The 23023-nt window shown below is 71.2% G+C and carries 22 protein-coding genes and 3 pseudogenes; 9 read left to right on the top strand and 16 right to left on the bottom strand.

Annotated elements, in window-relative coordinates; genetic code table 11:
* The first annotated feature begins 171 nt into the window (after positions 1-171).
* Positions 172-774, top strand: coding sequence for a TetR family transcriptional regulator (locus ACZ6A9_RS31565; RefSeq protein WP_468992731.1), 603 nt, complete (start codon positions 172-174; stop codon positions 772-774).
* A gap of 143 nt (positions 775-917) precedes the next feature.
* On the opposite strand, the gene ACZ6A9_RS31560 is transcribed toward ACZ6A9_RS31565, so the two are convergent.
* The 3 genes from ACZ6A9_RS31560 to ACZ6A9_RS31550 are packed head-to-tail and all read right to left on the bottom strand — an operon-like array spanning position 918 to position 3163.
* Positions 918-1688, bottom strand: a complete 771-nt coding sequence (locus ACZ6A9_RS31560; RefSeq protein ID WP_468992728.1) for an SDR family NAD(P)-dependent oxidoreductase — start codon at positions 1686-1688, stop codon at positions 918-920.
* A 55-nt stretch (positions 1689-1743) separates the two neighbouring features.
* Positions 1744-2484: an HAD family hydrolase gene (locus ACZ6A9_RS31555; protein WP_468992725.1), complete on the bottom strand. Its 741-nt coding sequence runs from the start codon at positions 2482-2484 to the stop codon at positions 1744-1746.
* A 49-nt stretch (positions 2485-2533) separates the two neighbouring features.
* Complete coding sequence (locus ACZ6A9_RS31550) at positions 2534-3163, bottom strand: ScbR family autoregulator-binding transcription factor (RefSeq protein WP_468992723.1); 630 nt, start codon at positions 3161-3163, stop codon at positions 2534-2536.
* Positions 3164-3420: 257 nt separating this feature from the next.
* On the opposite strand from ACZ6A9_RS31550, the gene ACZ6A9_RS31545 reads away from it, so the two are divergent.
* A complete protein-coding gene (locus tag ACZ6A9_RS31545) occupies positions 3421-4362 on the top strand; it encodes a ScbA/BarX family gamma-butyrolactone biosynthesis protein (RefSeq protein ID WP_468992720.1) in 942 nt (313 codons plus the stop codon).
* 535 nt (positions 4363-4897) lie between these two features.
* Here ACZ6A9_RS31545 and ACZ6A9_RS31540 read toward each other — a convergent pair.
* The 6 genes from ACZ6A9_RS31540 to ACZ6A9_RS31515 all read right to left on the bottom strand — a co-directional run bounded on the left by ACZ6A9_RS31540 (position 4898) and on the right by ACZ6A9_RS31515 (position 11473).
* Positions 4898-5890, bottom strand: a complete 993-nt coding sequence (locus tag ACZ6A9_RS31540; RefSeq protein WP_468992717.1) for a hypothetical protein — start codon at positions 5888-5890, stop codon at positions 4898-4900.
* A gap of 258 nt (positions 5891-6148) precedes the next feature.
* The gene (locus tag ACZ6A9_RS31535; RefSeq protein ID WP_468992712.1) at positions 6149-7075 is read right to left on the bottom strand and encodes an oxidoreductase; all 927 of its coding nucleotides are present in this window, start codon (positions 7073-7075) and stop codon (positions 6149-6151) included.
* A gap of 51 nt (positions 7076-7126) precedes the next feature.
* Positions 7127-7669 (bottom strand): carboxymuconolactone decarboxylase family protein, encoded by a 543-nt coding sequence (locus ACZ6A9_RS31530; RefSeq protein ID WP_468992707.1) that lies wholly within the window; start codon positions 7667-7669, stop codon positions 7127-7129.
* A 377-nt stretch (positions 7670-8046) separates the two neighbouring features.
* The gene (gene tpg / locus ACZ6A9_RS31525; RefSeq protein WP_468992703.1) at positions 8047-8604 is read right to left on the bottom strand and encodes a telomere-protecting terminal protein Tpg; all 558 of its coding nucleotides are present in this window, start codon (positions 8602-8604) and stop codon (positions 8047-8049) included.
* Between the two features lie 14 nt (positions 8605-8618).
* Positions 8619-10889, bottom strand: a complete 2271-nt coding sequence (gene tap / locus ACZ6A9_RS31520) for a telomere-associated protein Tap (protein WP_468992699.1) — start codon at positions 10887-10889, stop codon at positions 8619-8621.
* 230 nt (positions 10890-11119) lie between these two features.
* Positions 11120-11473, bottom strand: a complete 354-nt coding sequence (locus ACZ6A9_RS31515; protein ID WP_468992696.1) for a hypothetical protein — start codon at positions 11471-11473, stop codon at positions 11120-11122.
* A 202-nt stretch (positions 11474-11675) separates the two neighbouring features.
* Between ACZ6A9_RS31515 and ACZ6A9_RS31510 the strand changes: the two genes are divergently transcribed.
* Together ACZ6A9_RS31510 and ACZ6A9_RS31505 are read left to right on the top strand one after the other, a co-directional pair.
* Entirely contained in the window at positions 11676-12722 is a 1047-nt protein-coding gene (locus ACZ6A9_RS31510) for a hypothetical protein (RefSeq protein WP_468992691.1), read from the top strand.
* Positions 12723-14249: 1527 nt separating this feature from the next.
* Positions 14250-14957: a restriction endonuclease gene (locus ACZ6A9_RS31505; RefSeq protein WP_468992687.1), complete on the top strand. Its 708-nt coding sequence runs from the start codon at positions 14250-14252 to the stop codon at positions 14955-14957.
* A 173-nt stretch (positions 14958-15130) separates the two neighbouring features.
* Here ACZ6A9_RS31505 and ACZ6A9_RS31500 read toward each other — a convergent pair.
* A pseudogene (locus ACZ6A9_RS31500) lies at positions 15131-16710 on the bottom strand (alpha/beta hydrolase).
* A 95-nt stretch (positions 16711-16805) separates the two neighbouring features.
* Between ACZ6A9_RS31500 and ACZ6A9_RS31495 the strand changes: the two are divergent.
* Positions 16806-17750, top strand: a complete 945-nt coding sequence (locus tag ACZ6A9_RS31495; protein ID WP_468992684.1) for a helix-turn-helix domain-containing protein — start codon at positions 16806-16808, stop codon at positions 17748-17750.
* Positions 17751-18071: 321 nt separating this feature from the next.
* On the opposite strand, the gene ACZ6A9_RS31490 is transcribed toward ACZ6A9_RS31495, so the two are convergent.
* On the bottom strand, positions 18072-18560 hold the full coding sequence (locus ACZ6A9_RS31490) for a hypothetical protein (RefSeq protein WP_468992679.1): 489 nt from the start codon (positions 18558-18560) through the stop codon (positions 18072-18074).
* A 64-nt stretch (positions 18561-18624) separates the two neighbouring features.
* Positions 18625-19188, bottom strand: coding sequence for a hypothetical protein (locus ACZ6A9_RS31485; RefSeq protein ID WP_468992675.1), 564 nt, complete (start codon positions 19186-19188; stop codon positions 18625-18627).
* Between the two features lie 294 nt (positions 19189-19482).
* Between ACZ6A9_RS31485 and ACZ6A9_RS31480 the strand changes: the two are divergent.
* Positions 19483-19674: pseudogene (locus tag ACZ6A9_RS31480) on the top strand (transposase); the annotation flags it as partial.
* Positions 19675-19679: 5 nt separating this feature from the next.
* Here ACZ6A9_RS31480 and ACZ6A9_RS31475 read toward each other — a convergent pair.
* The 3 genes from ACZ6A9_RS31475 to ACZ6A9_RS31465 all read right to left on the bottom strand — a co-directional run bounded on the left by ACZ6A9_RS31475 (position 19680) and on the right by ACZ6A9_RS31465 (position 20927).
* The gene (locus tag ACZ6A9_RS31475) at positions 19680-20090 is read right to left on the bottom strand and encodes a DUF6896 domain-containing protein (protein WP_468992670.1); all 411 of its coding nucleotides are present in this window, start codon (positions 20088-20090) and stop codon (positions 19680-19682) included.
* Positions 20080-20376 carry a hypothetical protein gene (locus tag ACZ6A9_RS31470; RefSeq protein WP_468992666.1) on the bottom strand — a complete coding sequence of 99 codons (297 nt, stop codon included), beginning with the start codon at positions 20374-20376 and terminating at the stop codon, positions 20080-20082. The genes ACZ6A9_RS31475 and ACZ6A9_RS31470 overlap by 11 nt, the downstream gene beginning before the upstream one ends.
* Before the next feature lie 239 nt (positions 20377-20615).
* Positions 20616-20927 carry a hypothetical protein gene (locus tag ACZ6A9_RS31465; RefSeq protein ID WP_468992660.1) on the bottom strand — a complete coding sequence of 104 codons (312 nt, stop codon included), beginning with the start codon at positions 20925-20927 and terminating at the stop codon, positions 20616-20618.
* Positions 20928-21196: 269 nt separating this feature from the next.
* On the opposite strand from ACZ6A9_RS31465, the gene ACZ6A9_RS31460 reads away from it, so the two are divergent.
* Together ACZ6A9_RS31460 and ACZ6A9_RS31455 are read left to right on the top strand one after the other, a co-directional pair.
* Complete coding sequence (locus ACZ6A9_RS31460) at positions 21197-21409, top strand: hypothetical protein (protein ID WP_468992657.1); 213 nt, start codon at positions 21197-21199, stop codon at positions 21407-21409.
* Between the two features lie 84 nt (positions 21410-21493).
* Positions 21494-22057, top strand: a complete 564-nt coding sequence (locus ACZ6A9_RS31455) for a snapalysin family zinc-dependent metalloprotease (RefSeq protein WP_468992653.1) — start codon at positions 21494-21496, stop codon at positions 22055-22057.
* A gap of 446 nt (positions 22058-22503) precedes the next feature.
* Here ACZ6A9_RS31455 and ACZ6A9_RS31450 read toward each other — a convergent pair whose 3' ends face one another.
* The gene (locus ACZ6A9_RS31450; RefSeq protein WP_468992894.1) at positions 22504-22701 is read right to left on the bottom strand and encodes a hypothetical protein; all 198 of its coding nucleotides are present in this window, start codon (positions 22699-22701) and stop codon (positions 22504-22506) included.
* A gap of 16 nt (positions 22702-22717) precedes the next feature.
* On the opposite strand from ACZ6A9_RS31450, the pseudogene ACZ6A9_RS31445 reads away from it, so the two are divergent.
* A pseudogene (locus ACZ6A9_RS31445) lies at positions 22718-22989 on the top strand (transposase); the annotation flags it as partial.
* Between the last annotated feature and the right edge of the window lie 34 nt (positions 22990-23023).

The following is a 23023-nucleotide window of genomic DNA, read 5'->3' as shown; positions in this document are numbered from 1 at the left end:
GTGAGCTACTTGGGCAACTGTCTGTTGCGTCCCGGCCACCCGCAGGACCAGGCTGCCTGGTAAACAGGCGCCGCCGGCGCGAGCAGTGGCGCGCAGACCTGTCGGACGGCGGGCCCGGCGCACGGAAAACGCACGGGCCGCGGACAGAACCGGGGGAACTTTGGAGAGGACATGGTCAAACAGGAGAGGGCCGCGCGCACCCGCAACGCCCTTGTGCAGGCTGCCGCGACGCGCTTCGACTGCGACGGCTACGCAGGCACGTCGCTGAACCGGATCAGCAGGGACGCCGGCATCTCGATGGGGGCGCTGACCTTCCACTTCGCGTCCAAGAGTGAACTGGCCGATGCCGTCGGCGAGATGGGCCGGTCCGCGACCTTGGCGGTCCTCGACGACGTCGATGAACGGCCCGCCGAACCGCTGCGGCAGCTGGTCGAGTTGACGGTGGCCCTCACCCGGCTGCTGGAGACCGACGACACCGTGCGCGCGGCGGTGCGCCTGGAGCGGGAGCATCTCGGTACCTCGAGCTGGTGGTCCTGCTGGCTCCCCACCGTGCGCCGGCTGCTGCAGCAGGCGGACGAGGAGCAGCTGCTGCGGTCCACGGCACGGCCCGAGGCGGTGGTGGCGCTGGTCACGCACCTGGTCGGGGGAGCGGAGATGCTGCTGCGGCACCGGCCCGTGGCGGCCGCGGCGAAACCGGTCAGCTCGGCCGCCCTGGTCGGACGGGTCTGGAGTCTGGTACTGACGGGCATCGCGGTGCCCGAGCGCGGCGCCTGAGGGCTGCGCGACTCCGTCGACACGCACGGGGGTTGGCGGCCGCTCGCGAGCGCGGCCGGCCGCGGAGGAGGCCCCGGCGCCTTTCCGTACCGCGGTGGCCGGGCGGGGCTCCCCGCCCGGCCACCGCGTCGTGCCGCCGGGTCCTACGCTGCCGTCCAGCCCCCGTCCACGGGCATCGCGACACCGGTGACGAACGAGGAGCGGTCACTGCACAGCCAGGCTGCGGCCTGGGCCACTTCGGCGGGTTCGGCCATGCGCTTTTGCAGGGACCGGGAGGTGAAGGGCTCCACGAGTGCGGGGTTGTCGTCCAGGACCTCCTGGAGAAGCTCCGTCAGGGTGCTGCCCACGACCAGCGAGTTGACGCGGATCCTGCGCTCGGCGTACTCGGCGGCGGCCGCCTTGGTCAGACCGACCACCGCGTGCTTGGCGGCGACGTAGGACGCGGTGGCACCGGTGGCGAGCAGTCCGGCGGTGCTCGCAGTGTTCACGATGGACCCACCGGATCCGGATTCGAGCATGACGGGCACCTGATGCTTGAGACAGTTCCAGACACCGCGCACATTGACGTCCATGACCCGGTCGAACACCGCGTCGTCGGTCTCGTGGATGAGGTTCCCCGCCGTCGCCCAGCCCGCGTTGTTGAACGCGGCGTCCAGCCTGCCGCAGGTCTCGACCGCCGTGGCCACCGCGCGTTCGACGTCGTCCGTCCGGGTGACGTCAGCGGCCGCCGCCGTGGCCCGGCCGCCGCTGTCGACTATCTCCCTCACCAGGGTGTCGAGCCTGTCCTTGCGGCGGGCCACGAGCACCACCGCCGCTCCCTCGGCCGCGAACAACCGGGCGGCCGCGGCCCCGATGCCGCTGGACGCTCCGGTGACCATGACGACCTTGTCTTCCAGCATCCGTTGCTCGCTCATACCGTCCTTCGACCGCCGTTGGAGTGGGGAGGAGTTCACAGAACCGCAGGGACGACTAGGCCGCGAGCCGCTTCCGCGCGGCCGCCCCCGCAGAGGGGGCCTCGGCGTCCCACGAGAGGCCGGCTGCGGCTTCGCGGTCGACACGGCGGAGAAGGTCCTCGTCGATCTCGTGGAGCGAGCCGACGAGGTGACGCACCCCCGCCTCCCTCATCAGGCGCCGCTGGAAACTTCCTTCGAACGCACTGGGGTGACCGATGAAGGAGACGCCCAACTCGCGCGCGCACTCCGCCACCCGGGCGACGTCGTCGATGACCAGGACCTGGTCGTAGGCGAGCCCGGACTCGGTGACGATCTCCCGGATGCCGGGACGGAAGGCATCGGTGCAGAAGTAGCCCGGGGCGTCGAAGAGGTCCGCGTACGCGCCGAGGTGCGTGTCGAAGTGGGACCTGTCCAGACCGCCGTAGCAGAGGGTGGCCAGGCCGAGGGATCTCAGCCGTCTGACCAGATCCAGCGCCCCGTCGTTCAGTACGACCGGGTGCTGCCGGAGGAACTCGGCGCGTTCGGCGAAGTAGTGGGTCAGGGCCTCTTCGCCGCTGACCCGCAGCCCGGCGGCAGCGGCGATCTCGACTCCCGCAACGCGCCGGGACTGCGAGAAGATGCGGCGCTCGACGTCAGCCGTGTAGCGACCGCCGCGGCTGGTGACGAAGTGATGGATGACCGGACTGAAGGTGTCGTTGAGCAGTACGCCGTCGATGTTCACCGCAGCAAGACGAAGCTGCTGGAGATCCTCACGCACGACTGTCTCCTAAGGGCTGCCGAAGGGGCATGGAAGGTGCCGCGACGAGCTACGAGGTGAGGGCGGCAACGCGCTGAGTGTTCACCTCGATGGCGGGGCCGGCGTTCTCGGTGGCCAGGACCGGGATCAGCAACTGCCACATCCTCACGGTCCGTTGGGACAGGTCCGAGCGCCGTGAGGTCATGTCCGAGTACATCTGCATGCCGGTGCACGTCTCGACCACGAGCTCGGCCACCTCACGCGGATCGATGTGCTCGCGCAACTCACCGAGCTCGCGGGCCTCCAGCAGGCACTCCTCCATGATCTGCTCCCACTCCTGGTAGGGCGTGACGTCACGCAGGCCGAAACTGGTCTGCTCACCGGTGAGCCGTACACCTGCCCGGAGAATCGGATCGACCTGGAGCTGATGGGACCACAGGAGAGTGATATCCACCAGACGCTGCAGTCCGCGTGACGACAACTGAGGCATGATCGTTTGGGGTTGGGCGTTCATGACCGCCTGCGCGAGAGCTTCCTTGCTCGGGAAGTGGAAATACACAGCGCCGAGCGTGACTCCGGCGCGTTTCATGATCTCCCGCATGCTCGCCCCGTTGTACCCGTGCTCGTCAAACACCTCCGCAGCTGCGGAAATGATGGTCTGACGTGTTCGGATCGCCCGCTCCTGCTTCAGTTCGGCCATCGCGGGTCCCGCCTTCTCTCTCGACAAACAAAACGAACACGTTTTATCTTACTGGCCGAGCCAACGGCCAGCCAGGTCTTCTCCAGCGACCAGTCGGGTCTTCTCCAGCGACCGGTCGGGTCTGCACCGACGACCGGTCGAGCCTTCGTCATCGACGTCACCGACCGGTCGGATCTCCGTCCCGGAACCGGTCAGATCTTCGCCCACGACCGCCGAGGTCTTCGGGCCCCTCACTACGCACGACCCAGGGGAGAGGCATGCTCACATCACTGGAAGGCCCCGCACCCGTACGCCCCGTCCTGACCACCACCGTCGCCAAGGAGTTCGTCCACCGCGCGGCACTGGCCGATGTCTTCCTCACCGGCTGGTCCGCCGCCGCGCCGGACACCTTCGACATCTCCGCCCAGTGGCCCAGATGCCACAGCTTCTACCTGTCCGAACACGGCCTGTACGACCCGCTGCTCCTGTGCGAGACCATCCGGCAGACATTTCCGCTGCTGCTCCACGCCGCCTACGGCGTCCCGTTCGGCTATCAGCTCAGCTGGTCGCGGTTCAACTACCTGGTGATGCCCGGCCCCATGCGCATCCATCGCACGCCAGCCGAAATATCGCTGCGCGTGCAGTGCTCCGACATCGTGTACCGCGGCTCACTGCCGGCCGCGCTGACCATGCGCTTCGAAATCAGCCGGGGCGATGAGTTCCTCGCGGTGGCGAGCACCGCCTTCCGCTGTCTCGCGCCCGCCGTGTACCGGCGGCTGCGGCCCGGGCGGTCCGACCGGGAGCAGATCTTCGTCGACGCTCCGTCACCGGCGCCTCCCCTGCCGCACGACGTGTGCGGACGTGAACGCCCGCAGGACGTCGTCCTGGCGCCGACGGACCAGGAACGGTGCTGGGAACTGCGATCCGACACAGGGCATCCGGTGCTGTTCGACCACCCCGTCGACCATGTCCCCGGCATGGTGCTCCTGGAGGCGGCGCGGCAGGTCGCGCACGCCTGCGGGGACGGCCGGGCCTCCGGCTGGCCCTCCTCCATGGATGTCCGCTTCTCCCGCTACGTGGAGTTCGACAGCCCGTGCCGGCTCACTGCCGAGCCCGCACCTTCCCCCCAGAATGACATGAACAGGACAGTGCGGGTGGAGGCCGTCCAGGACGGCAGGTCCTGCTTCGACGCCACGGTGACCACCGCCCCGGTCCGCTGACCGGCGGCGCGACACACCACGCGCTCGATGTGCCGCGCCAGGAAACGCACGGCTGCCCTGCTCGCACCCCGGAAGGCGGCCGGGCGCAGGACCACGCCGGCCGGCACCGTTCTTCCCCGGGCGCCCCGCCGGCCGGTACCACCGGATCGCCGCGGGCGCACGAATCCGCGTCGGCCGGCCGGCACGGGGACCCACGTCGACGGCCCGCTCGACCAAATCCCCGTGCCGACCTCGGCGGTGCCGAGTTCCGGCCCCGGGGGGCCGCAGCCACACGGCGGCCCCCCGGGCCGGACCAGCTCTCCACGAACAGGCCGACCGGCCCGGCCTTGCCCACCGCGTACGCGACCCGCACCTCGCAGCGCGCGGCCGGACCGGCCGCCCCCGTGCCCGGCGCATCACGCACGCCACCGAACAACCCACCCCGCAGGAACCTTGCCGGACAAGGCGCCCCCGCCACGGCGGGCAGCACCGCCTCGCTGCGCCGTGCCGGAAACCGCACGGCGCAGCGAGGCGGAAACCCGCACGGCGGGGCGCGTCACACCCAGGGCGCCAGGGGGAACCAGATCAGGTCACGCCGGGCCAGCATGCGCACGTCCCAGTACAGGACCATGAAGGTCCCCGCCGCGATGAACGCCGCGGCGGTCACGGCGGAGACACGGGTGGGACGCGCCGTCATCCAGCGGTGCAGCCGCTCGCCCGCCAGCAGGGTGATCAGGACGAACAGCACGCCCACCACCACCAGGTTGCCCAGCGCCTGCAGCGAGAAGGCCGCCGCTCCGTACAGCACGTTGCCGCTCTCGGCCGCGTCGTGGAACAGACGCCTGAACAAGGGGTAGGGACGGCCGATGAGGAAACCGCCGATGAGGACGCCCATGACGACCAGGGGGGCGTTCGGGAAACGCGCGGCCACCCGCGCCAGCGGGTCGGGCACCAGACCCAGCGAGGCCAGGCCCATCCACACCATCACGGCACCGATGATCCCGTAGGTCACCATGGCCTGCACCAGGACCGGCGGGAAGCCGCCCGCTCCCGGGGAGCCGAGCCGGAACTGCGGCATGCCGGTGCCCACGAGCGCGACGACCACTCCGTAGACGGCGGACACGGCCACGGAACCGGCCGCCAGATACCCCAGGGGTCTGACCGTCTGGGCCAGCCGGCCGCGCCGCGACCGGGACTGCCCCGCCAGCGGGGCCACCGCGCTGAACACCGCCACGTTGCAGGCGGTGAACGTCCCCGCGACACCGGTCGCCAGAGCGAACGCGACGCCGATCAGGGAACTGTTCAAGGAAGCCGTCGCGGCGTCCTGGCCCAGCAGCGCGCCGGCGACGTTGGCGCCGATGGTCTGGTCGACGAACTCGTGCGACCACATGACCGTCAGCGCGAATCCGAAGAGCGCGGCGAGACCGATGACCAGAGCTCGCCGGCGGGGGAAGTGACCGGTGACGAACAACGACCGCGGCCGGCCGTCCTCGGGGGAGCCGGGAGGAACACGCAGCCTGGCGGACGTCCTGTCGGTAACGGAATGCATGGAATACCCCTTTGCGTCATTTCCTGGTGGTGCGTCGGACGGAGGGAAACGAAGCCGCCCCTCGACCACCCGGTGCGCCGGGGGCGGCAGCATCGCGGACGGGCACCTCCGGTTCACCCTCGCCACCGGGCGGCCCGCCTCTCACTGGAAGTGCGCGGTGGGACCAGAGCGCTCCACCGGGAACGGCCTGCCCTCTCCCCACGCTCTGCCGGAGCGGACCGGCCGCGGCACACGGCCACGCAGAGCGACACCGGGACGTCAGGACGGCGCGCCGGCCACGGAAGGGAAAGCAGGCCGGCGCCCGTACCTCGTTCCGGTCAGCTCCTCCGACATCTCCCACAGCCGCAGTTGTGCCCGCTCGTCCCGCGAGACCCGGCTCGACCGGGCCGGCGCCGGAACGCCCCGGGTCTCCACGAGCCTCCCCGGTCCCAGATACGCGCCCGCAAGAACCCAGCGGCCGGTGGCGGCCTGCACCACCGGCTCCGCCGCCCGCGCCTGCGGCCGGGCGAGGAACCTCAGCGCGGCCCGGCTCACCGGACGCAGCGGCGCCGGCGCGTCGCCCCGCCACAGGCCGGTTGCCGACAGGCCGGGATGGGCCGCCACCGCGACGGTCCGAGCGCCCTCCTCGGCCAACCTGCGCTGCAGTTCGCGGGAGAACATCAGGTTCGCCAGTTTGGAGCGCCCGTAAGCGGCCACCGACCGCCGCCCGCCGGCGGAGCGGGCCGCCTCGGCGTCCAGCCCGCCCAGGGCCGCCCGGTGCGCCAGGCTGCTCACGGTCACGACCCGTGAGCCGGGCACCTGCCGCATCAGGTCCAGCAGCAGGAGCGTCAACGCGAAGTGCCCCAGGTGGTTGACGCCGAAGTGGACCTCGAAGCCGTCTTCGGTGCGCTCGTGCGGGGGAAACATCACCCCGGCGTTGTTCACGAGCAGGTCGAGCCGCCCGTACCGGCCGCGCACCTCCGCCGCGGCCTGCCGTACGGAGCCCAGCGACGCCAGGTCGAGCCGTACGACGTCCGCGTCCCCGTCCAGGCCGGCCGCCGCGGCACGGCCCCGCTCGACGTCCCGGCAGGCGAGAACGGTCCGGGCACCGCGGGCCGCGAGCACCCGGGCCGTCTCCAGGCCGATCCCCGAGGAGCCGCCGGTGATCAGGGCGATCCTGCCCCGCTGGTGGGGGATGTCTGTCACGGAGCGGTCCACATCGTCCTCCTCCTCGGGAAAAACGGAACGAACGCCGCGTCAGCGCGCGGAGCGGTAGCCGTGCCTGACGATGTGCTCCGCGCAGGCGCTGTAGTAGCCCGGGTCGGAGGGCAGCGCGGTCGCGAGCCCCTGGACGTACCGGTTGAACATGCAGAAGGCCGCCGCGATCAGCACGGTGTCGTGGATGTGCGCATCGGTGGCACCTTCGGCACGGGCGGCGGCGACGGCCCGCTCGGAGACCGGCTGCGCCTGTGCCTGCACCTCGGCGGCGATGCGCAGCAAGCCCCTGAGCAACGGCGTGACGGGGGCGGCACCGGCATCGGCCAGGACCGCCTTGACCAGCTCGGCCCCACCCTCCAGCTGTGCCGCGGCGGACGCGCTGTGCGAGTCGGAGCAAAACCGCGTCCGGTTGAGTTCCGACACGTACGCGGCGATCAGTTCGCGCTCACCGCGGCTGATCGGGGACTCGCCGCCGCGCAGCAGCGTCTCGGCCAGCTGAGAGAGCACACCGCCCGTGCCGGGGTACCGGGCCATGAGCCCGCTGATGCCAGGAAGACCATGGGTGACCTCGATGTGTGCCATATCCCGTCCCTCGCTGACGTGGGCTGTCCGGTGCCTCATCCTGGGCACCCGCCCTCCCGGCGGCCAACTTCGAGGATGCGCACCCCCCTTCCACACGAAGCCGGCCCCCTCGCCCCGCCCGGCCCCTGCCGACGATCAGGCCGACACCACACGCCCGCTCCACCCGGTCGACCCCGACGGCACTGCGGAGCAGCGCCGTCGGCGGACCTCCCGCCCCCGTTGCCGACGACGACGTCCAGCCGCCGAACGCGGCTGCCGCCCGCTCGCCGCCGTCGAACACAGCCCGGCGGCCGCCGGCATCCGACAGAAGCGGGACCAACCGGCCGGGGTGCTTCTCGGCCGGTTCCTCCAGGGCCCGACACCGATGCGCCGGGGGACTACAGCTCGAACTCCAGGTGCTCGAGGTCGGTGAGCGCCACCTCGAGGCCGTGGGCGCGGCGGCCGCTGTCGCGGAAGTACACCTCGCCCAGGGCCTCGGCCGCCACCCGGCGGAGCTCCTCCTCGGTGGCGCCGGCCTCCTGCGCCTCGAACAGGCGGGCGGCATGCTGCGGAGGCAGGGCGAGGGTGAGGTGCCGCACGCGGGCGTCGTCGCTGCTGCCCGCAGCGGCGGTGAAACCGAACCGGGCCCGAGTGTCGATCATGATGCCGCCGCTGGTGACCGCGGTGTGCCTGGCCCGGGCACGGATCTGCGGCTGCCACCGCGCGCGCACTTCACGCTCGAGGCGTTCGGCGAGCCGCGGCCGGGGGTGTCTGATCTGGTCCTTCACGTACCGTTCGACGGTGCGCTGGCTGATGCCGAGCAGTACGGCCACCGGCTTCGTCCTGCCACCGTGCTTCCTGACCAGAGAACGCATCTGCGCCCCGGCCGACTTGGGCACGGGCCGCGTGAACGCGCCCTGCACCGCCTTGTCGAGTTCCTCCGCGACCGCGACCATCGCCGCAACTCCCCCTATTCTCCGGTGTCCTGGGCGGTGACCGTGCCGCTCTTGATGTAGCGGGCGAGGTTGGCGACATGGCCGTCGCCGGCGAGCTGCTCGAGGACGTCCGCCCCCCACAGCACGCTCTGCGTGCCCTCGTGCTTGACCATCCCGGGCGACACCCCCAGCCGGAAGGAGCCGGGCACGGTCCTGCCGTCACCGTCGTAGGGCAGCACGTCCAGCGGGCTGGGCCCATCGGCGGCGTACACGGCGCAGTCGGACAGGACCGCGACCGGGTAGCGGCCGGTGGCTGCCGCGAGAGCGACCATCTTGCGATGCATGTTGATCCGGGCCCGGGAGATCACGGTGGCGCGGATGTCGGGCCGCCAGGTCGGCCGGGCGAGGGCGGGCCAGGCCTGCCCCGGCTTCCAGCCGCCACCACGCGCCTTCTCCTGCAACTTGCCGATGCCGCCCTTGACGGTCATCTTGACCGCGTCCACGACGATTCCCAGCTCCGCATCACGCTGCCTGTGGCCGTCCATCGCCTCCAGGAACTCCACCGGACCGAGTTTCTCACCCACGCCGAGATCCGCCATGGTGGCGACGTAGGCGTCCCGCAGCCGCTTGTACCAGCCGTCCAGGAACCGGCCCGCCTCGGTACGCACCCACGCCTCGACGGGGGCGACGTCGTAGCCGAGCTCCACGGCGTAGGCGACGGTCGGCGTGGTGTACCAGGCCGGCCCGGCCGGGCGTTCGCCGGTCGGCGTGAACGGGCTGGGCAGCAGATCCCCTTCCAGCGCGCGCCACTGCTTCTGCTTGCCCACCTTCACCCGGGACAGGTCCACGTGGGAGAGGTCGACCAGCCAGGAGCCGGGCACGGCCGCATCGAAGACCGGGCGGGCGACATGCACAGGCGGCGACGCCAGACCGACGACCGCGCCGTTGGCGGCCGCGCCGAACGCCAGATTCACATCGATGCCGACCAGATGACGCCGCATGCACTCGGTATCGGTCAGGTCCCGCGCCCAGTCGTAAGCCTCTTCGAACAACCGCTCATCGGGCCCGCGCACATGGAAGCGGGGCAGATGAGCAAGGACAGGATGTCCGTCGGTCGCCTCGCACGGCGGCGGGTCCATCGGCTCGGTTCCCAGCGACCCGGGCCGGTGTGCGCGATGCCGGTGGCCGTTCTCGTCCGGCTCGCCCGCCCTGGTCGGCGGGTTGAGCGCGGTCATCAGCTGCAGCCCGGTCACGGCGGTGGAACCCACCGGAGTCATCACCCGGTCCGCGTACACACCCAGCACCCGGGCGAGCCCGGCCGGCTCCAGCTGCGCGGCGTGACCCCAGGCCCGGTCGTCCAGGGCGTGCCAGGAGGGCAGACACAGCTGCACACACTGCCGACGGCTGCCCTGAGCGGGGCGGTAGATCCGCGCCCACGGCCCCAGCCCTCGCTTGGTGAGCTGCCAGCCGGCACGCTGGAGCTGCTTGACGACCTTGTGCCCCTCCGGGAGCCGCCAGGCGCGACGCTCCGCCTCGGACAGCTGCCCGGGCAGGCCGTAGCGCTCGCAGGCCGCCGCGGTCAGCACCAGCAGCGGGTCGGCGTCCTTGCCCGAGCCGTGCAGCTTCCCCGCCCCCAGCTGCGCCTCGGTGAGCGTCCATTCCACCAGCGCGGGCAGCGACTTGGCGGGAACGTCCAGGATCAGGCCGCCGGCACCGTAGCCGGTCACCTGCCTGTCCGCACCGGCGTCGAGGACGAGCAGCGGACCGTGCGCGTACGCCCCGCCGGGCGGCGCGGGAGTGCGCACGGGGGCGGGTGCGGCCGTCGCAGCGGGGCGGCGCGAGTCCTGCGGCGGCCGGGCCGCACGGACCCGCGACGGGGCAGCCGCTCCGGCGACGGCCACCGGCGGCGTGGCCACCGGGGGAGGAGTGGCCGGGAACTCTGCTTCCGCCGGGACCGCGGCGTGCGGCGCCCCACCACCGGGCTGAGCGGGCGCTCCGGGTACCGCAGCGGGAGATGTCCGCGCCACCGCGGTGTCCTCCCGCGAGGACGCGCCGAAGCCCTCAGGAGCGGGGTAGAGCTGCGCGAGCTGCCTGAGCAGGTGCGCGTACGCCTCCCGCTCCGGCGGCCGGGGCTCTGTCCTGCCCGACTCCCAGCCGCCGACAGTCGCCCGCCGCACGTCCAGGGCAGCGGCCACTTCGTCGAGGGTGAGCGCATGCGCCTGCCGCAGCCGCCTGCGCTCGGCCGGCGGCGGCAGCGGGGAGCGGGACGCAACCAGCGCGTCCACCGCGTCGAACAACTCGGACATGGAACACCTCCCGCCCTCACCCTATCCCTCGGCCGTTCCTGACACGTACAAAGTACGTACGGAACACGCACATCAAGCGTACGCATGGCGGATCTGCGCCACTCACCTCCGAACGACCGTCCGCGGGCGCGCCCGCGCACCCGCCCCCACACGGGTGGCGACACCCTCGCCACCGTGTGCGTCGCGAACGGCCCGCCGGCCCGGACGGACCGGCCGGCCGCCGTCAGCGCTTACCTGACGTGGAAACCGTAGACGTGGTAGGTGTCAGCGCCGGTGAAGGGGGCCGACGTGTGGGGCGGGAGCACTTCGACGTCCCACCCGAGGTTCGTCCTCCAGAAGACGACCACGTCGTGGGCGCCCGAGGAGAAAGAGGTGACACCGCCCTGGTCGAGCGGGACGTCGCCGGGGCCGGTCCAGCACCGGGCGTGCTCCGTGCCGTTCTCCAGGTACGTCACCCTCACGGAATCCGTGCCGGCGCCGCAGTCGATCTCCTCGGTGGCTAAGGCGGGGGCTGCCGGGAGCGCGACGCTCACCGCGACGGCCGCCATGGCACCCAGCACCAGTTTCTTGGGTCGGCTCCTCATAATGCCGTGGTTCCTTCCAGTCAGAGCTCCGGCGGAGCTTTAGATGAACCATCAACCACCAACCGGTTTCGTTTCAACGCTTCGGCGAAAGTCTCCTCGCGAAGTCCCGCTCGTACAGGGCCCGGACGAACGCGGGGTCGGCCAGAAGACGGCGCGGTACTCGCACACCCACGTGTCAGCGGCTGCTGGCAGCATCACCGCCGTGAACGCCCTATTCACCACCCCGCCGCGGCCGGTCGACATCACCGCGCTCTTCCCTCAGCTCGCCCCGCTGGCCCGCACGGCGACCCGGCTGCACCCGCGGCCCGGGTCACCGACCGCGCACGACAGCTCCGCCGGCGGGCCGCTCCTGTGGCCCGCCGACGAGCCGTGGCCGCACTGCGCCGAGCCGCACAACAGGCACGCGTCGCCGGAGATCCTCTCCCCGGACGACATCCGGCATCTCCGCCGCGAACGCGCCGCAGCCGCCGAGCGGCTGCGCCATGACCCACAGGCACCCGAGTGGACCCCCGAGGAACTGGCGACATGGGAGCGGATCAAGATGGGCCGCCCGTGGTTCGACGGCCCGATCCCGCTCCTCCCCGTCGCCCAGCTCTACGCGCGCGACATCCCCTTCCCGTGCCCGCCCCACGCGGACCTCCTCCAGGTCCTGTGGTGCCCCTTCGACCACAAGATGGCCCACCCCCGGACCGCTCTCTTCTGGCGCTCCTCCGCCACCGTCACCGACGTCCTCGACGCACCGCCCGAGCCGCCCGTCCTCCAGACGGACCGGTACCTCCCGGAGCCGTGTCTGTTCTCACCGGAGCAGGTCACCGAATTCCCCAACCCCCTGGAACTGAGCAAGGAGCTTCGGGACCAGCTGGACGACATGAGCCGCTGGGAGACGATCGACCCCGCGCGGTACAACGCGTACGCGGACGACCCGGGCGAGCTCTACCTGAACAATCTCTGCCACGCTCCCGGCTGGAAGACCGGCGGCTGGACCCGCTGGAGCCCCACCGACCCCGTGCCCCGCCCCTGCCCCGAGTGCGGCACCGAGGCGGTCCCGCTCCTGACCATCGCCTCCTCGGAATGGGACGGCGGCAGCGGGACCTGGATCCCCGAGGAGGAACGGATGCCCCAGCCACCGCGTCCCATGGGAGAGCCGGACGGCAACTTCACCAAGATCGACATCACCGGCGGCAACAACCTCCAGCTCCACGTCTGCCCGACATCCCCGGACCATCCGCACATCGAACTGCTCCAGTGAGCCATCGCGGAAACCTCCGCGCCACCGTGGTACACCACGGCCGGCACCGCGAGCGTCACTCCGACCAGCAGCCTCGTACGAACTCGCCGATCGTCCGCCCGGACCGGGGGAGCAGTCATCTCCGCACGGGCGGGCCGGTCCCAACCGCGCGACCGGTCCGCAGCAGGGCAACAGTTGCTCCTCGCCCCCGCGGGGGATGGTCGCGCCGGCCCGGCGCCCCGCTGCCGAACGAGCCCAGCGACGGGAGTCCGTCATCCGGGTCACCGACTGCCTGGTCCGGGCGGAGCGCGAAGCCGCGAGCCCGCAGAAAACCACAGGACGGTCATCCGACCGCTGCCCCGGATCCGGGGCGTGGTGGCGCACGGGCCCCTGTACCGGCCGGCCACCGTGCCCCTGCCCGGGCCGCCGCCCTGTCTTTCCTCATCGGCTCTTCTTCTCGTGAGCCCGCGGGGAAAACCATCCGGCGCTGCCACGCCTGGCACACCGTCACAAGCCAGGCCGGGTCGGTGACCGTCGCGGCTCCTTGCCCCACCCCGCCCAACGGCTTCCTGCCAGCCGGGATCCTTCGGGTGTGCGGCGGTAGAGCACGGATCGACCCGCTCGGGTGCGGGTGACGAGGCCGGCCCGGTGCAGGACGCCGAGGTGCTACGAGACTGTGGCAGGGCTGAGGAAGTGACGTGCCGCCAGCTGTGCGGTGGAGGCCGGCCGGTGGACGGAGACGTCGTGGCGACGGGGCGGCCGCAAGTACCGGCCGCCCTGGAGGGTGTACCCACGAGGCACAGGTGCCCCGGCGACAGCGCAACCTGAGCAGGAACCTCCTGTCCCAGCTCCCCGGCTCATCCGTACCACCGCTCTCAGCGCACGCCGAGTTCGGCCACGTACTGGTTGTCCATTTACGGTCCGTCCGCTGAATACGGCGACGTCCGTCCGGTGCGAGCGGAACCGCGCCCGGCCTATGGGACGACCGGTCACCTGGTTGTGTCCGCGGGCAGGCTTGAACGGGTACGGAACCTTCGTTCGAGCGAAGCCGGACAGCAGTCGGTGCGGGAAAGGGGGAAGCCGGTGTCCTGAACAGGCGCACAGCACCCCTGTGACCTGGATCGTTTGTCAGTGGCCGCCCTGAACATGGTCCTCGCCTGGACGTGATGACTCGGGGGAGGACCAGATGCCGTTCGTGCGGCCGTATACACGTTCTGATGGAACATCAGTGCGCGCGCATTCTCGGTGGGCGCCGGGTGCCCGGCGGGAACTCACGATCTTCGTGTTGGTCGCCGTGGCCCTCGTTAGTTTCGGCAACAGCCACGGGCAGGCGGGCGATGCCGCAGGTGCGCGCCCGAAGCCGGGAGAGGGGCCGGCAGCGACCTCTCCCATCCGCTCCGATCAGAGCCCCGGTCAGGCGGCGCGCGTAAGAGTGCCGCGGCCCACGGTGTCGTACCCCGTCAAGTTCGACGTCCCCGCGAGCAAGCCGGCACGGCCCACACCGACGGCCTCGTACCCGATCGACTTCTCCACCCCCGGCGGTGGGCGATGAGCCGGCGCCCGCCCCGGCGTCGCAATGCCACCCGGCGCTCCCGGCGCAGCCGCCGGCAGCAGCAGGACGACGTGCAACTGCTGGCCGTGGGGGTTGCCGCGGTGGCGGCCATCAGCCTCATGGCCATGGTGGTCAACTGGCTGATCGCCCACTGGTGGATCCTCGTCGCCGCCACTCTCGTCCTGGTGCTGGGCGGCCTGGGCTGGTGGCAGCACCGTACCCGGCGCGCGCAGTGGCAGCAGGTCCAGGCACGTGCACTGCGCTACGGGCTCACGCAGCTGGACGCGCTCACCCACCGCCAGTTCGAGCACGCGATCAGGGACCTGATGCACCGCGACGGCTGCACGGACGCCGTCCAGGTCGGCGGCCGGGGCGACCTCGGCGCGGACGTGAAAGCCACCGACCCCTACGGCCGGCGCTGGGTCCTCCAGTGCAAGCACCGCAAGAACGGCGACCGGGGCGCGGCCGTCGGCACCCCGGATCTGCAGGTCCTCAACGGCACGGGCCGCCCCGTCCACCAGGCGGACGTCGTCGTCATGGTCACCAACGGCCGCATCACCCATCCCGGCCGCACCTTCGCCCGGCAACAACGCCTCCACCTCGTCGACCGCCAGATCCTCGCGCAGTGGGCGACCGGCTCACGCCCCTTGTGGGAACTGCTGGGTGCGCTACCCCCACCGCGACGGCCGACAGCCCGCTCGTGACAGCCGCCCCACCCGCAGGGTCTCGACCGATCGGACAGGGCTCTGCTGCCCGCCCGGTCAGCCACAACACCGGCCGCTCCCGGACGGCCGCAGCCTTCCTCACCCACCCTGCCGCCGACCCCGAGGGGAGCAAACACCGACCCCAGGGCGAAACGCTCCGGGCTGTCGGATCGTCAGCCCGCCACAGAAGAGGAGACCGTCAGGTGCGCCAGTACCGAGTGCATCGCGCGGTCCACGGCCGCTTGCCACTCGACGACCGGGTCGGCGGTCTCGAACCCGTGGTGGCCCATCGCCACGTCGACCACCTCGACGGCCGCCCCACACTCCTCGCCCGCGGCCAGGAAAGCCTCGACGGTGGCGGCGATCTCCGGGCTCTCCCGTCCTGCCCGGGTGAGGACGACGGGCAGGGCACCCGCGTGGGGCAGGGCGTTTGCCGGGTGGAAACGGCTGCCGGCGAGCCCCCAGTTCGGCAGCGGAGCCAGGACGGGGTAAGTGGCCGCCAGACAGCGCAGCCACGCCGGAGGCGCGGCCAGCCAGTCAGCCGTGAGCAGCCCGCTGCCCGAGAAGAACCACAGTGCGATCCGGTCCGGGTCCACCCGCGGATCGGCCCGGACCAGTTCCACCGCGGCGGCCACGTCCGAGGCGGGCACGCGTAGTCGGCCACGTCGTGCAGCCGGTGGTCGAGGGTGACACCCACGGCGCCCCTCCCGGCCGCGTACCGTGCGTATCCCACCTGGGTCGGCCACTCCCGCGGGGTCGGCCGGGCCCCGGCGGGCACCGGTCCGCCGTGCACGAACACCACTGCGGGGCTCCGGCCCTCGGCGCCGGGCGGCGGGTAGAGGTCGACGTGCTCCCGTCGCTCACGGGGAACCTCGGGCACCTCCAACCGGAACGGCCGCAGGTGGGCGGGCGGTTCCGCGGTGCCGGCCGGTCCCAACCGCAGCCCTCCGCCGGCTGCGGCCCGCAGCAGGACCTCCGCCAGTTCGCCCGGGCAGGAGAGCATCGGCCAGTGCCCGGTGGAAAGTTCGAAGAAGGACACCCGGGGATCAGCCAGAACTTGCAGGGCGGGATCGCCGAAACCCACCAGTCTCCGCACCATCTCGACACTCGCCCCGTTGGCGGTGCACAGCACTGCGGTGGTGGGCAGCGCGGACGCCGCGCCGGTCAGGCGCAGAGGCTGGCAAAGAGTGCCCAGCGGCTGCGGCGCGGCCAGTGCTGTCAGCCGGTCGAGGGCCGCACCGGAAACCCCCTCGGTACTGCCCCACCGTCGCCACTCGTCGCGGTCCGGAGGAGCCAGTACCCCGTCGGCCCCCTCCACACCGGCCCGCGCGCGCACCTGCTCGCGCACTGCCTGGTCGGGCACCGCCGCCAGGGCCGGGACGCCGTCCCTCGGCATCCCCGCGTCCAGGTACACGACGCGGGCGACGCGCTCCGCCCGCCGCTCCGCGGCGCCCAGCACCGGATGAATGCCGTAACCGTGACCGACCAGCACGACCTCCCGGCCGGCAGCCCTTCCCGCCGCGCCAGCCGCGCTCACCACCGAGTCGATCACCGCGACCACGTCAGCGATATGCGTCTCCAGACCGACACCGGACCACGCGGCACCCGAGGACCCCACAGGACCACGTGATCCGTCAAGTCCCGTCAGAGCGACCGGCCGCGCCTCGGCGCCGGCCCCGGTCAACCGGGCAGCCGTCTCCTCCCAGACGTGGACGCCGGTGAACACGCCCGGCACCAGAATGAACACGGTCATGACCCTCTCCTTCGCACGCGGTCACCCGCGGACCCGCCCATACGCCCGGCCCACGCTCGCCGGTACGGTAGGAACTCCCCCTGAGGGAGGTTCAAGTGCCCGCGCCCCACGACGGCCTGTGGAGCATCGGTGAACTCGCCGAGCACGCGCGCGTCACCGTCAAGACCGTCCGCTACTACTCCGACCGCGGACTGCTGCCGCAGGCAGCCCGCAGCGCCGGCGGGCACCGCCGGTACAGACCCGACGCGCTGGACCGGCTGCGCCTGATCCGCTCCCTGCGCGCCCTGGACCTCCCGGTCCCCGAGGTGTGCCGCGTCCTCGACGAGGAGGACGCGTTCGGCGCCGCCCTGGAGGACGCCGTCACCGGACAACTGCGTGCACTCGGCTTCCAGCTCACGGCCCTGCGCTGGCGGGAGGCGGCACTGCGCCTGGTGCGGGAGTGCCCGCCCGGGGAGCGAGCCGACCGGCTGCGGCTGCTCGGCGCGGTGGACACCCCGCCGAGCACGGCCCCGCTGGTCCGGTTCTGGCGCGCCTGGCTGCCGCCGCGGATGTCGGCCGGGCCGACCGCCGCGTTCCTGGAAGTGACGGTCCCGCAGCCGCCCGACGACCCGGAGCCGGCCCAGGTGCTGGCCTTCGCCCGGCTGAACGCCCTCGTCACCCGTCCCTGCCCGATCGGCGCCCAGCCCCAGCCCGAGGCGCACCGGGCCACAGGGGCCCGCGGCGCGGACGTGCTGTACACGGGTCTCGCCGAGGCGTACGAGCTGGCAGGCCCGCAACTGCTCCACAACCGCACCCCGTACCCCGGCGAGGCGCTGGACGGCTTCGTGACCGCTTACGCAAGCGCGTACGGCACCCGGGACACCCCCGCCTTCCGCCGACTGCTGGCCAGGCAGCTCACAGCCGACCCGCGGCTGGACCGCTACTGGGAGCTGATGGCCGTGGTGAACACCCCGCGGGGCGGCCGACCCGAGCCGACACCCGGGGCCGCGCACGACTGGCTGCTCGCGGCCCTGCGGGCACAGAACGACGCGGCGACCTGAGCCGCCACCGGGCCGGCCCGGGGTTCCCCATCCGGGCACTCCCGGAGCACAGTGGTACGTGAAGAACGGAGATACGGGCTGATGGCGGAGGAGGGGAAGAGGGAAGCGGCGGGAGCGACGAACAACTACCGCGGCGACATACTGCGCGTGCTTCACGCGCTGAAGGTCACGACCGCCGACCAGCCCCAGCGGACTACCGCCCCGCACCCGGTCCACCGGAACCCGAAAGAAGAATCCCTCCGCCACCGCCGTCCGAACTGGTCACCTGAGTCAGCTGTGGGATCTTCTCTGCACCAACGCCAGGAGCCTTGGCACCCTTTCCTATGCCGTAGGCGTGGCCGAAGGACGCTGAACTTCCACGACGACTGCCGTCCCGGCCACGGATCGGTCCTCGTGCATGGTGATCACTTGGCCGGGCTCAAGGTGCTGCCGCATTGGGGTTCGGTTTCCGATGTTCCACACCGGTCGCAGGACGCCGGCGCCGAAGAGGGGCGTCTGTCGTCGGGCCTCGGTGGCCGGGCGGAGGGTGAGGTCGGCTCGGATGGTGCCGTTGCGGGTTTCGTAGCAGCGCCAGTGGCACCAGGCCGCACTCGTCTCCAGCCGCATCTGTTCGGCAGCGGTGGCCTGGATTTCCCTGGATCTGAGCGGAAGCGGTCGGACGTCCCCGAGTTCCTCCAGCAGGTCAAGGGCCACCTCCCACTCGTCGTGGGTGAGGTACTCCCAGACGTCGGCCACCGTGATGTCGTTCTCGGTGGCGCTCTCCCCGGGAACCGGCAGGGAGGCGGCTTCCGGCAGCTTGGGCACGTCCATGCCCCGATTCCGGCCCAGGCCGCGTTTCCGGTGCTCGCGCTGCTGCTCACGAGTCTGTGGCCTGCTAGTCCGGCCGCTCGTATGCGTCGATCGTTCCGTCTCCGTTGTCGTCGTCCATGTAGTCGTATGCGTCGCCGTAGTTGTGCCGGTAGCGCATACATGTGCCCTCGGCGCGCAGTTCGGGCTCGCCGTCGTAGTAGCCGAGGTGGAGGGTGACCCGGATGCCGTCGTCGAGGGTGGCGGCGATGCCGTTGTCGACCTTCTCGACGGTGCGGCCGTCCTCGCGCCAGGTGGCCCGGAGGGATGCCAGCGCCGCGCGGTAGTCGTCGTCGCCGGCGAAGTCCAGGGTGAAGACGGGCTCGTCCCGGCTGACGCCGGTGTCGTCGAAGCCGAAGTCGTCCACGCACGAGGAGCTGCCCTGCCGGGAGGCGTGCGGCTCCTCGGCCGGTGCCGGGGACAGCGCGCGGTAGGCATCCTCGCCGGCCCGGGTGGTAGCCCGGACATGGTCACGGAACTCCTCGGTGCTGTGAACGGGCCCGCCTTGTATCGACTCGCATGCCTTGGCCGTCAGCCCGAGGAGAGCCACCAGGGCGGCACCGAGCACGGGGACCACGATCTTCGACTTCATGCTGTCGATCAAAGCCGCCCGGGCGGGACGCGGGGCAGCGCTCTGCTACTCAGCCGGTCTGAGCAGCAGCACCCAGACCGGGTTGTCCGGCCACGGCGGGGGGCTTGTCGTACATGACGTCCGAGGTCTGGTGCGGCAGACTCCGGTCACGAGCACCGCGCGACGCGCAGGTCCGAACCTGACCGGAAGAGGCGGGCTTCTGGCCTCCCCTTCATGAAGAAGCCGCAGTGCACGGGGTTTCGGCGAAGATTCCCGCCGAAGGCGGTAACAGACCCCTCGACGCAGTCGGTACTGATCGCCCGACGCGGCGTCGCCCACGGTTCCGGATCGGGCAAGGTGCGCTGGGTCGTCGAGCGCGCCTTCGCCTGGCTGCACCAGTTCAAACGGCTCCGCGCCCGCTACGAGCGACGCGCCGATCTCCATCAGGGCCTGCTCGAACTGGCCTGCAGCCTCATATGCCTCCGCCGTCTGCGGACATCATCCTGAAGCCATCAGCTGGCTACTTTGAACCACCCCAGCCGTGCCTCGGTCAGAAGCGGCTGCAGCGACCGCACTGCGGACCGCAGATCCTCATCCGTGACGTCAAGAGGATCCGGCAGGCTCAGCCCGTACCAGCGCAGCCGCCAGAGGTCGAAGACTTCGCTCCCGTCGGCTGCGAAGTCCACATCGGCCTCAGTGCCGTTGCCGCTGACGAATCGGCATCCCGCCCCATGAACCGTGCAGGAGTAGGTACCGATGTGCCCACTCCGGCTGATCCGGCGCGAACGGGCCAGGCCAAGCACATCTGCCAGTTGCTCAAGCGAGGGGATCGCCACCCTCACGGCCTCGTCCATCGCGTTCAGAGCGTGGACGTAACCGAGCACGAGGTCTCGCGCAGCCCTTGCAGCACCTCTACCAGGCATTCCGGAGCACACTATGACGGTGGCGGACCGGCGGTATATCTGCGTCGTCAAGGTTGTGGCCGGCGCGGTGTAGCCCGCGGATCCGCTGGGCCTCGAGCCTCCCCTGGAGCCGGGCGCGGCCCTCAGCCGAGGCGATCTCGCCGGAGAACGAGCCCTTCCTGCAGTACAGCACCATCCATTGCCATGAGGTGATCTGGCGCAGCATCTTCGCCGGGGCAGGGCGACGGCCTTCACGGGCTGCTTGGGCCAGTTCAGCGTTCGCGTAGCGCAGGTCATACAGGAGCATGGACTCCGACGTGTCCTCTCGAACGCGGAGCTGACGGGGAGTCGTGCGGACAGTTCGGGACATCGGGAGCCTCCGTCAGGCCCTCTGGGCTTTCCAGAGGTACCTACGGCGGGTGCGTAGTGGTCAGCACAACCCAGCTCCCCTTCGTCGGGCGGGACGATCCACCAGCAGCACAGTAGTCGCGCGGAGATGTGGAAGCCGAGGTTCTCCGCTCGCTCCACTGCGGGCCCGAGCAGGGGTCAGTGGCGTAGGGGGTCGGGGCGGGTGTCGGCGAGGGTGAAGGCACGCCGGAGGCCTTCCACGAGCACGGGGTCGATGCGGTAGAGGCGGGTGTGCTCGTTGCGCTGCAGCAATGGGTCCGTGCCGGCTGGGCCGATGCGGCGTTGCACTGCCGCGAGGCGGATCAGCGTCCCGCCGATCCGAGCGAGGGGGATGGGATGTGTGGCGTGGCCGGCGAAGTGCTGCTGGACGTCGTCGTAGCAGGGGGTTGCGTTCAGGCCGGTGATGTGGCGCAGGATCGCGCGGGCTTTGGGCGTCAGCGCTGCGATCACGTGGAACAGCAGCCGGTCCGTCCATCCGTTTGCGAGGTCGTCGTCGGCGAGGTCCTGCGTTCCGTCTTCGAGGCGTGCCGGATCAGCGTTTGGCGTGTTCTGTTCATTCGGGGAGCTGGAACGGGTCGTCCGCGAGACCGAGGTCGTAGCCGGTGTGTCCCCTCCAGGGCCGGGGTGTGCCGTAGAGGAGGGTGTCGACCCAGGTGGTGTAGGCGGCCGAGCCGCTGCACCGGAAGGAGCCGGCCGGTTCCAGGTGGTGGTTGGTGGGTGTGGCCCAAAGCCTGGGCAGCGGTGCGGATCTCTTTGACGGTGGTGCCCTCGTCGGGGCGGATGATCTGCCGTTCGTCGAGGAAGACCACCGCCCGGGGGACGCGCGCGAGCACGTCGGCCGGGTTCGCCGGCAGCCCGTGGACGCTGCTTCGTTTGAGGCGCTGTGCATTGTCGACGAGGAGTGCGCTCACCTGGCAGGCGGTGCCGATTGACGGATTGGGGCCTGCCGGGCACGGGCAGACAGCCCAGCGGAGCACGTGACATGAGCACGCCACCCATCTCGCAGGAGGTCGACCATGCACTCACGCCCGCTCGCCCATGTCCTCAGCGCCGCCCTCACGGTGGCCTGCACTCTGGTCGGCGGCCAGGCCTACGCAGCATCGACAGGCCCCGCCGACCGGTCCCAGGCGGCTCGTGTCCTGACCTACGACGCCAGTGCCTCGGCGGAGTTCAGGGCCGCCGTCGACCGGGGTGCGGCGATCTGGAACGCCAGCGTGGAGGGAGTCGAACTGCGCCCGGCCGCCACCGGACAACGCGCCAACATCCGGATCCTGGCCGACAACGGCTGGCCCCGGGCCCTGACCACCTCGCTCGGCAATGGAACCGTGTACATCGGACGACAGGCGGTCAACCAGGGGTACGACACGGTCCGCATCTCGTCGCACGAACTCGGCCACATCCTGGGCCTGCCGGACCGTAAACCCGGTCCCTGCACGAGCCTGATGTCGGGAAGCAGCGCTGGCGTTTCGTGCACGAACCCGTACCCGAACGCGGCCGAGAAAGCAGCGGTCGAAAGCAGGTTCGGCACCCTGTCCGCCAGCCTCGCGGAGGCACCGCGCAATGTGGTGACCGTGGACTGACCCATGCCGGTGTGCGGGGACGGCCCGTCCCCGCACACCGGCACCAGCCGAGGGGCAGCGGCGGCGGCCGCCGAGGCCAAGCCGCGCCGCACCCGCAAGACTGCGGCGAAGGCCGAAGCCGCGGTCGACACCGCAGAGGCGCCCTCACACTGTCCGTCTCCCGCGCAGACTACGGGTCGTCCGCCGACATGATCGACTGGGCGCAGCGGAATCCCTCTCCAGGGAGCCGGTACTCAAGGAGCTGTCCCGGAGCACGGAAGCGGTGTCCGTGTGGAAGTCCGTCGACGGCACCACGCGCGTGGCGCACGCCCGTGACGGGGACTGCACCGGCTTCAGAAGGACTCGGACCAGAAGGCCAATCGCCGGGCGATCTGCGGCACGACCAAGTTCACCAAGGACCCGGCGATCACGGACGACACCTGTGACGAGTTCCCCTTCGCCGGCACCTACGGGTCCACCGTTAGGCCGAACTCGCTCTCCACCGCCTCCAGAGCTGCAGCCCGGTCGGAGAAGTCGTCACCCGGCTCGTCCAGGAAGAAGCCGACCCGGTCCACGGCTCGGTTGAGCCGATCCGGTTCCTTCCCGGAGGCCGGGTCGAACCTGAACGAGTCAAACAGGGCGAGGATCTGTCTGTGGGAGCGCATCGAACACATAGGCCCAACCCGACCCCTCCGGGCAGCGACCATGCTCACCGAGCGCCGGGGCGAGTGCCTGCCGGACTGGCTCGACGCCGTCCGGCAGGACGACTTGCCCAGCCTCCACACCCTCGCCGCAGGCATCGACCGAGACCGCGACGCCGTCACCTCCGGCCTGACTCTGCCCTGGAGTTCAGCCGTCGTGGAAGGGCACGTCAACCGGATCAAGATGTTCAAGCGCCAGTGTTCGGCCGGGCAGGCTTCGCCCTCCTGCGCAAGCGCGTCCTCATGTCCTGATCACCGGCGGGAGGAACTCGATGGCAGCGGCGCC

The sequence above is a fragment of the Streptomyces sp. NPDC041124 genome (assembly GCF_055592385.1).
This window is presented reverse-complemented; position numbering and strand designations above follow the sequence as displayed.

What these genes read in the sequence shown, in the direction of transcription:
- ACZ6A9_RS31485 (WP_468992675.1), bottom strand. Translation starts at nt 19,188, where the DNA reads ATGAAGTCGAAGATCGTGGTCCCCGTGCTCGGTGCCGCCCTGGTGGCT.
- ACZ6A9_RS31470 (WP_468992666.1), bottom strand. Translation starts at nt 20,376, where the DNA reads ATGCTCCTGTATGACCTGCGCTACGCGAACGCTGAACTGGCCCAAGCA.
- ACZ6A9_RS31560 (WP_468992728.1), bottom strand. Translation starts at nt 1,688, where the DNA reads ATGAGCGAGCAACGGATGCTGGAAGACAAGGTCGTCATGGTCACCGGA.
- ACZ6A9_RS31550 (WP_468992723.1), bottom strand. Translation starts at nt 3,163, where the DNA reads ATGGCCGAACTGAAGCAGGAGCGGGCGATCCGAACACGTCAGACCATC.
- ACZ6A9_RS31475 (WP_468992670.1), bottom strand. Translation starts at nt 20,090, where the DNA reads ATGCCTGGTAGAGGTGCTGCAAGGGCTGCGCGAGACCTCGTGCTCGGT.
- ACZ6A9_RS31490 (WP_468992679.1), bottom strand. Translation starts at nt 18,560, where the DNA reads ATGGACGTGCCCAAGCTGCCGGAAGCCGCCTCCCTGCCGGTTCCCGGG.
- ACZ6A9_RS31450 (WP_468992894.1), bottom strand. Translation starts at nt 22,701, where the DNA reads ATGCGCTCCCACAGACAGATCCTCGCCCTGTTTGACTCGTTCAGGTTC.
- ACZ6A9_RS31565 (WP_468992731.1), top strand. Translation starts at nt 172, where the DNA reads ATGGTCAAACAGGAGAGGGCCGCGCGCACCCGCAACGCCCTTGTGCAG.
- tpg (WP_468992703.1), bottom strand. Translation starts at nt 8,604, where the DNA reads ATGGTCGCGGTCGCGGAGGAACTCGACAAGGCGGTGCAGGGCGCGTTC.
- ACZ6A9_RS31455 (WP_468992653.1), top strand. Translation starts at nt 21,494, where the DNA reads ATGCACTCACGCCCGCTCGCCCATGTCCTCAGCGCCGCCCTCACGGTG.
- ACZ6A9_RS31540 (WP_468992717.1), bottom strand. Translation starts at nt 5,890, where the DNA reads ATGCATTCCGTTACCGACAGGACGTCCGCCAGGCTGCGTGTTCCTCCC.
- ACZ6A9_RS31530 (WP_468992707.1), bottom strand. Translation starts at nt 7,669, where the DNA reads ATGGCACACATCGAGGTCACCCATGGTCTTCCTGGCATCAGCGGGCTC.
- ACZ6A9_RS31505 (WP_468992687.1), top strand. Translation starts at nt 14,250, where the DNA reads ATGAGCCGGCGCCCGCCCCGGCGTCGCAATGCCACCCGGCGCTCCCGG.
- ACZ6A9_RS31545 (WP_468992720.1), top strand. Translation starts at nt 3,421, where the DNA reads ATGCTCACATCACTGGAAGGCCCCGCACCCGTACGCCCCGTCCTGACC.
- ACZ6A9_RS31515 (WP_468992696.1), bottom strand. Translation starts at nt 11,473, where the DNA reads ATGAGGAGCCGACCCAAGAAACTGGTGCTGGGTGCCATGGCGGCCGTC.
- tap (WP_468992699.1), bottom strand. Translation starts at nt 10,889, where the DNA reads ATGTCCGAGTTGTTCGACGCGGTGGACGCGCTGGTTGCGTCCCGCTCC.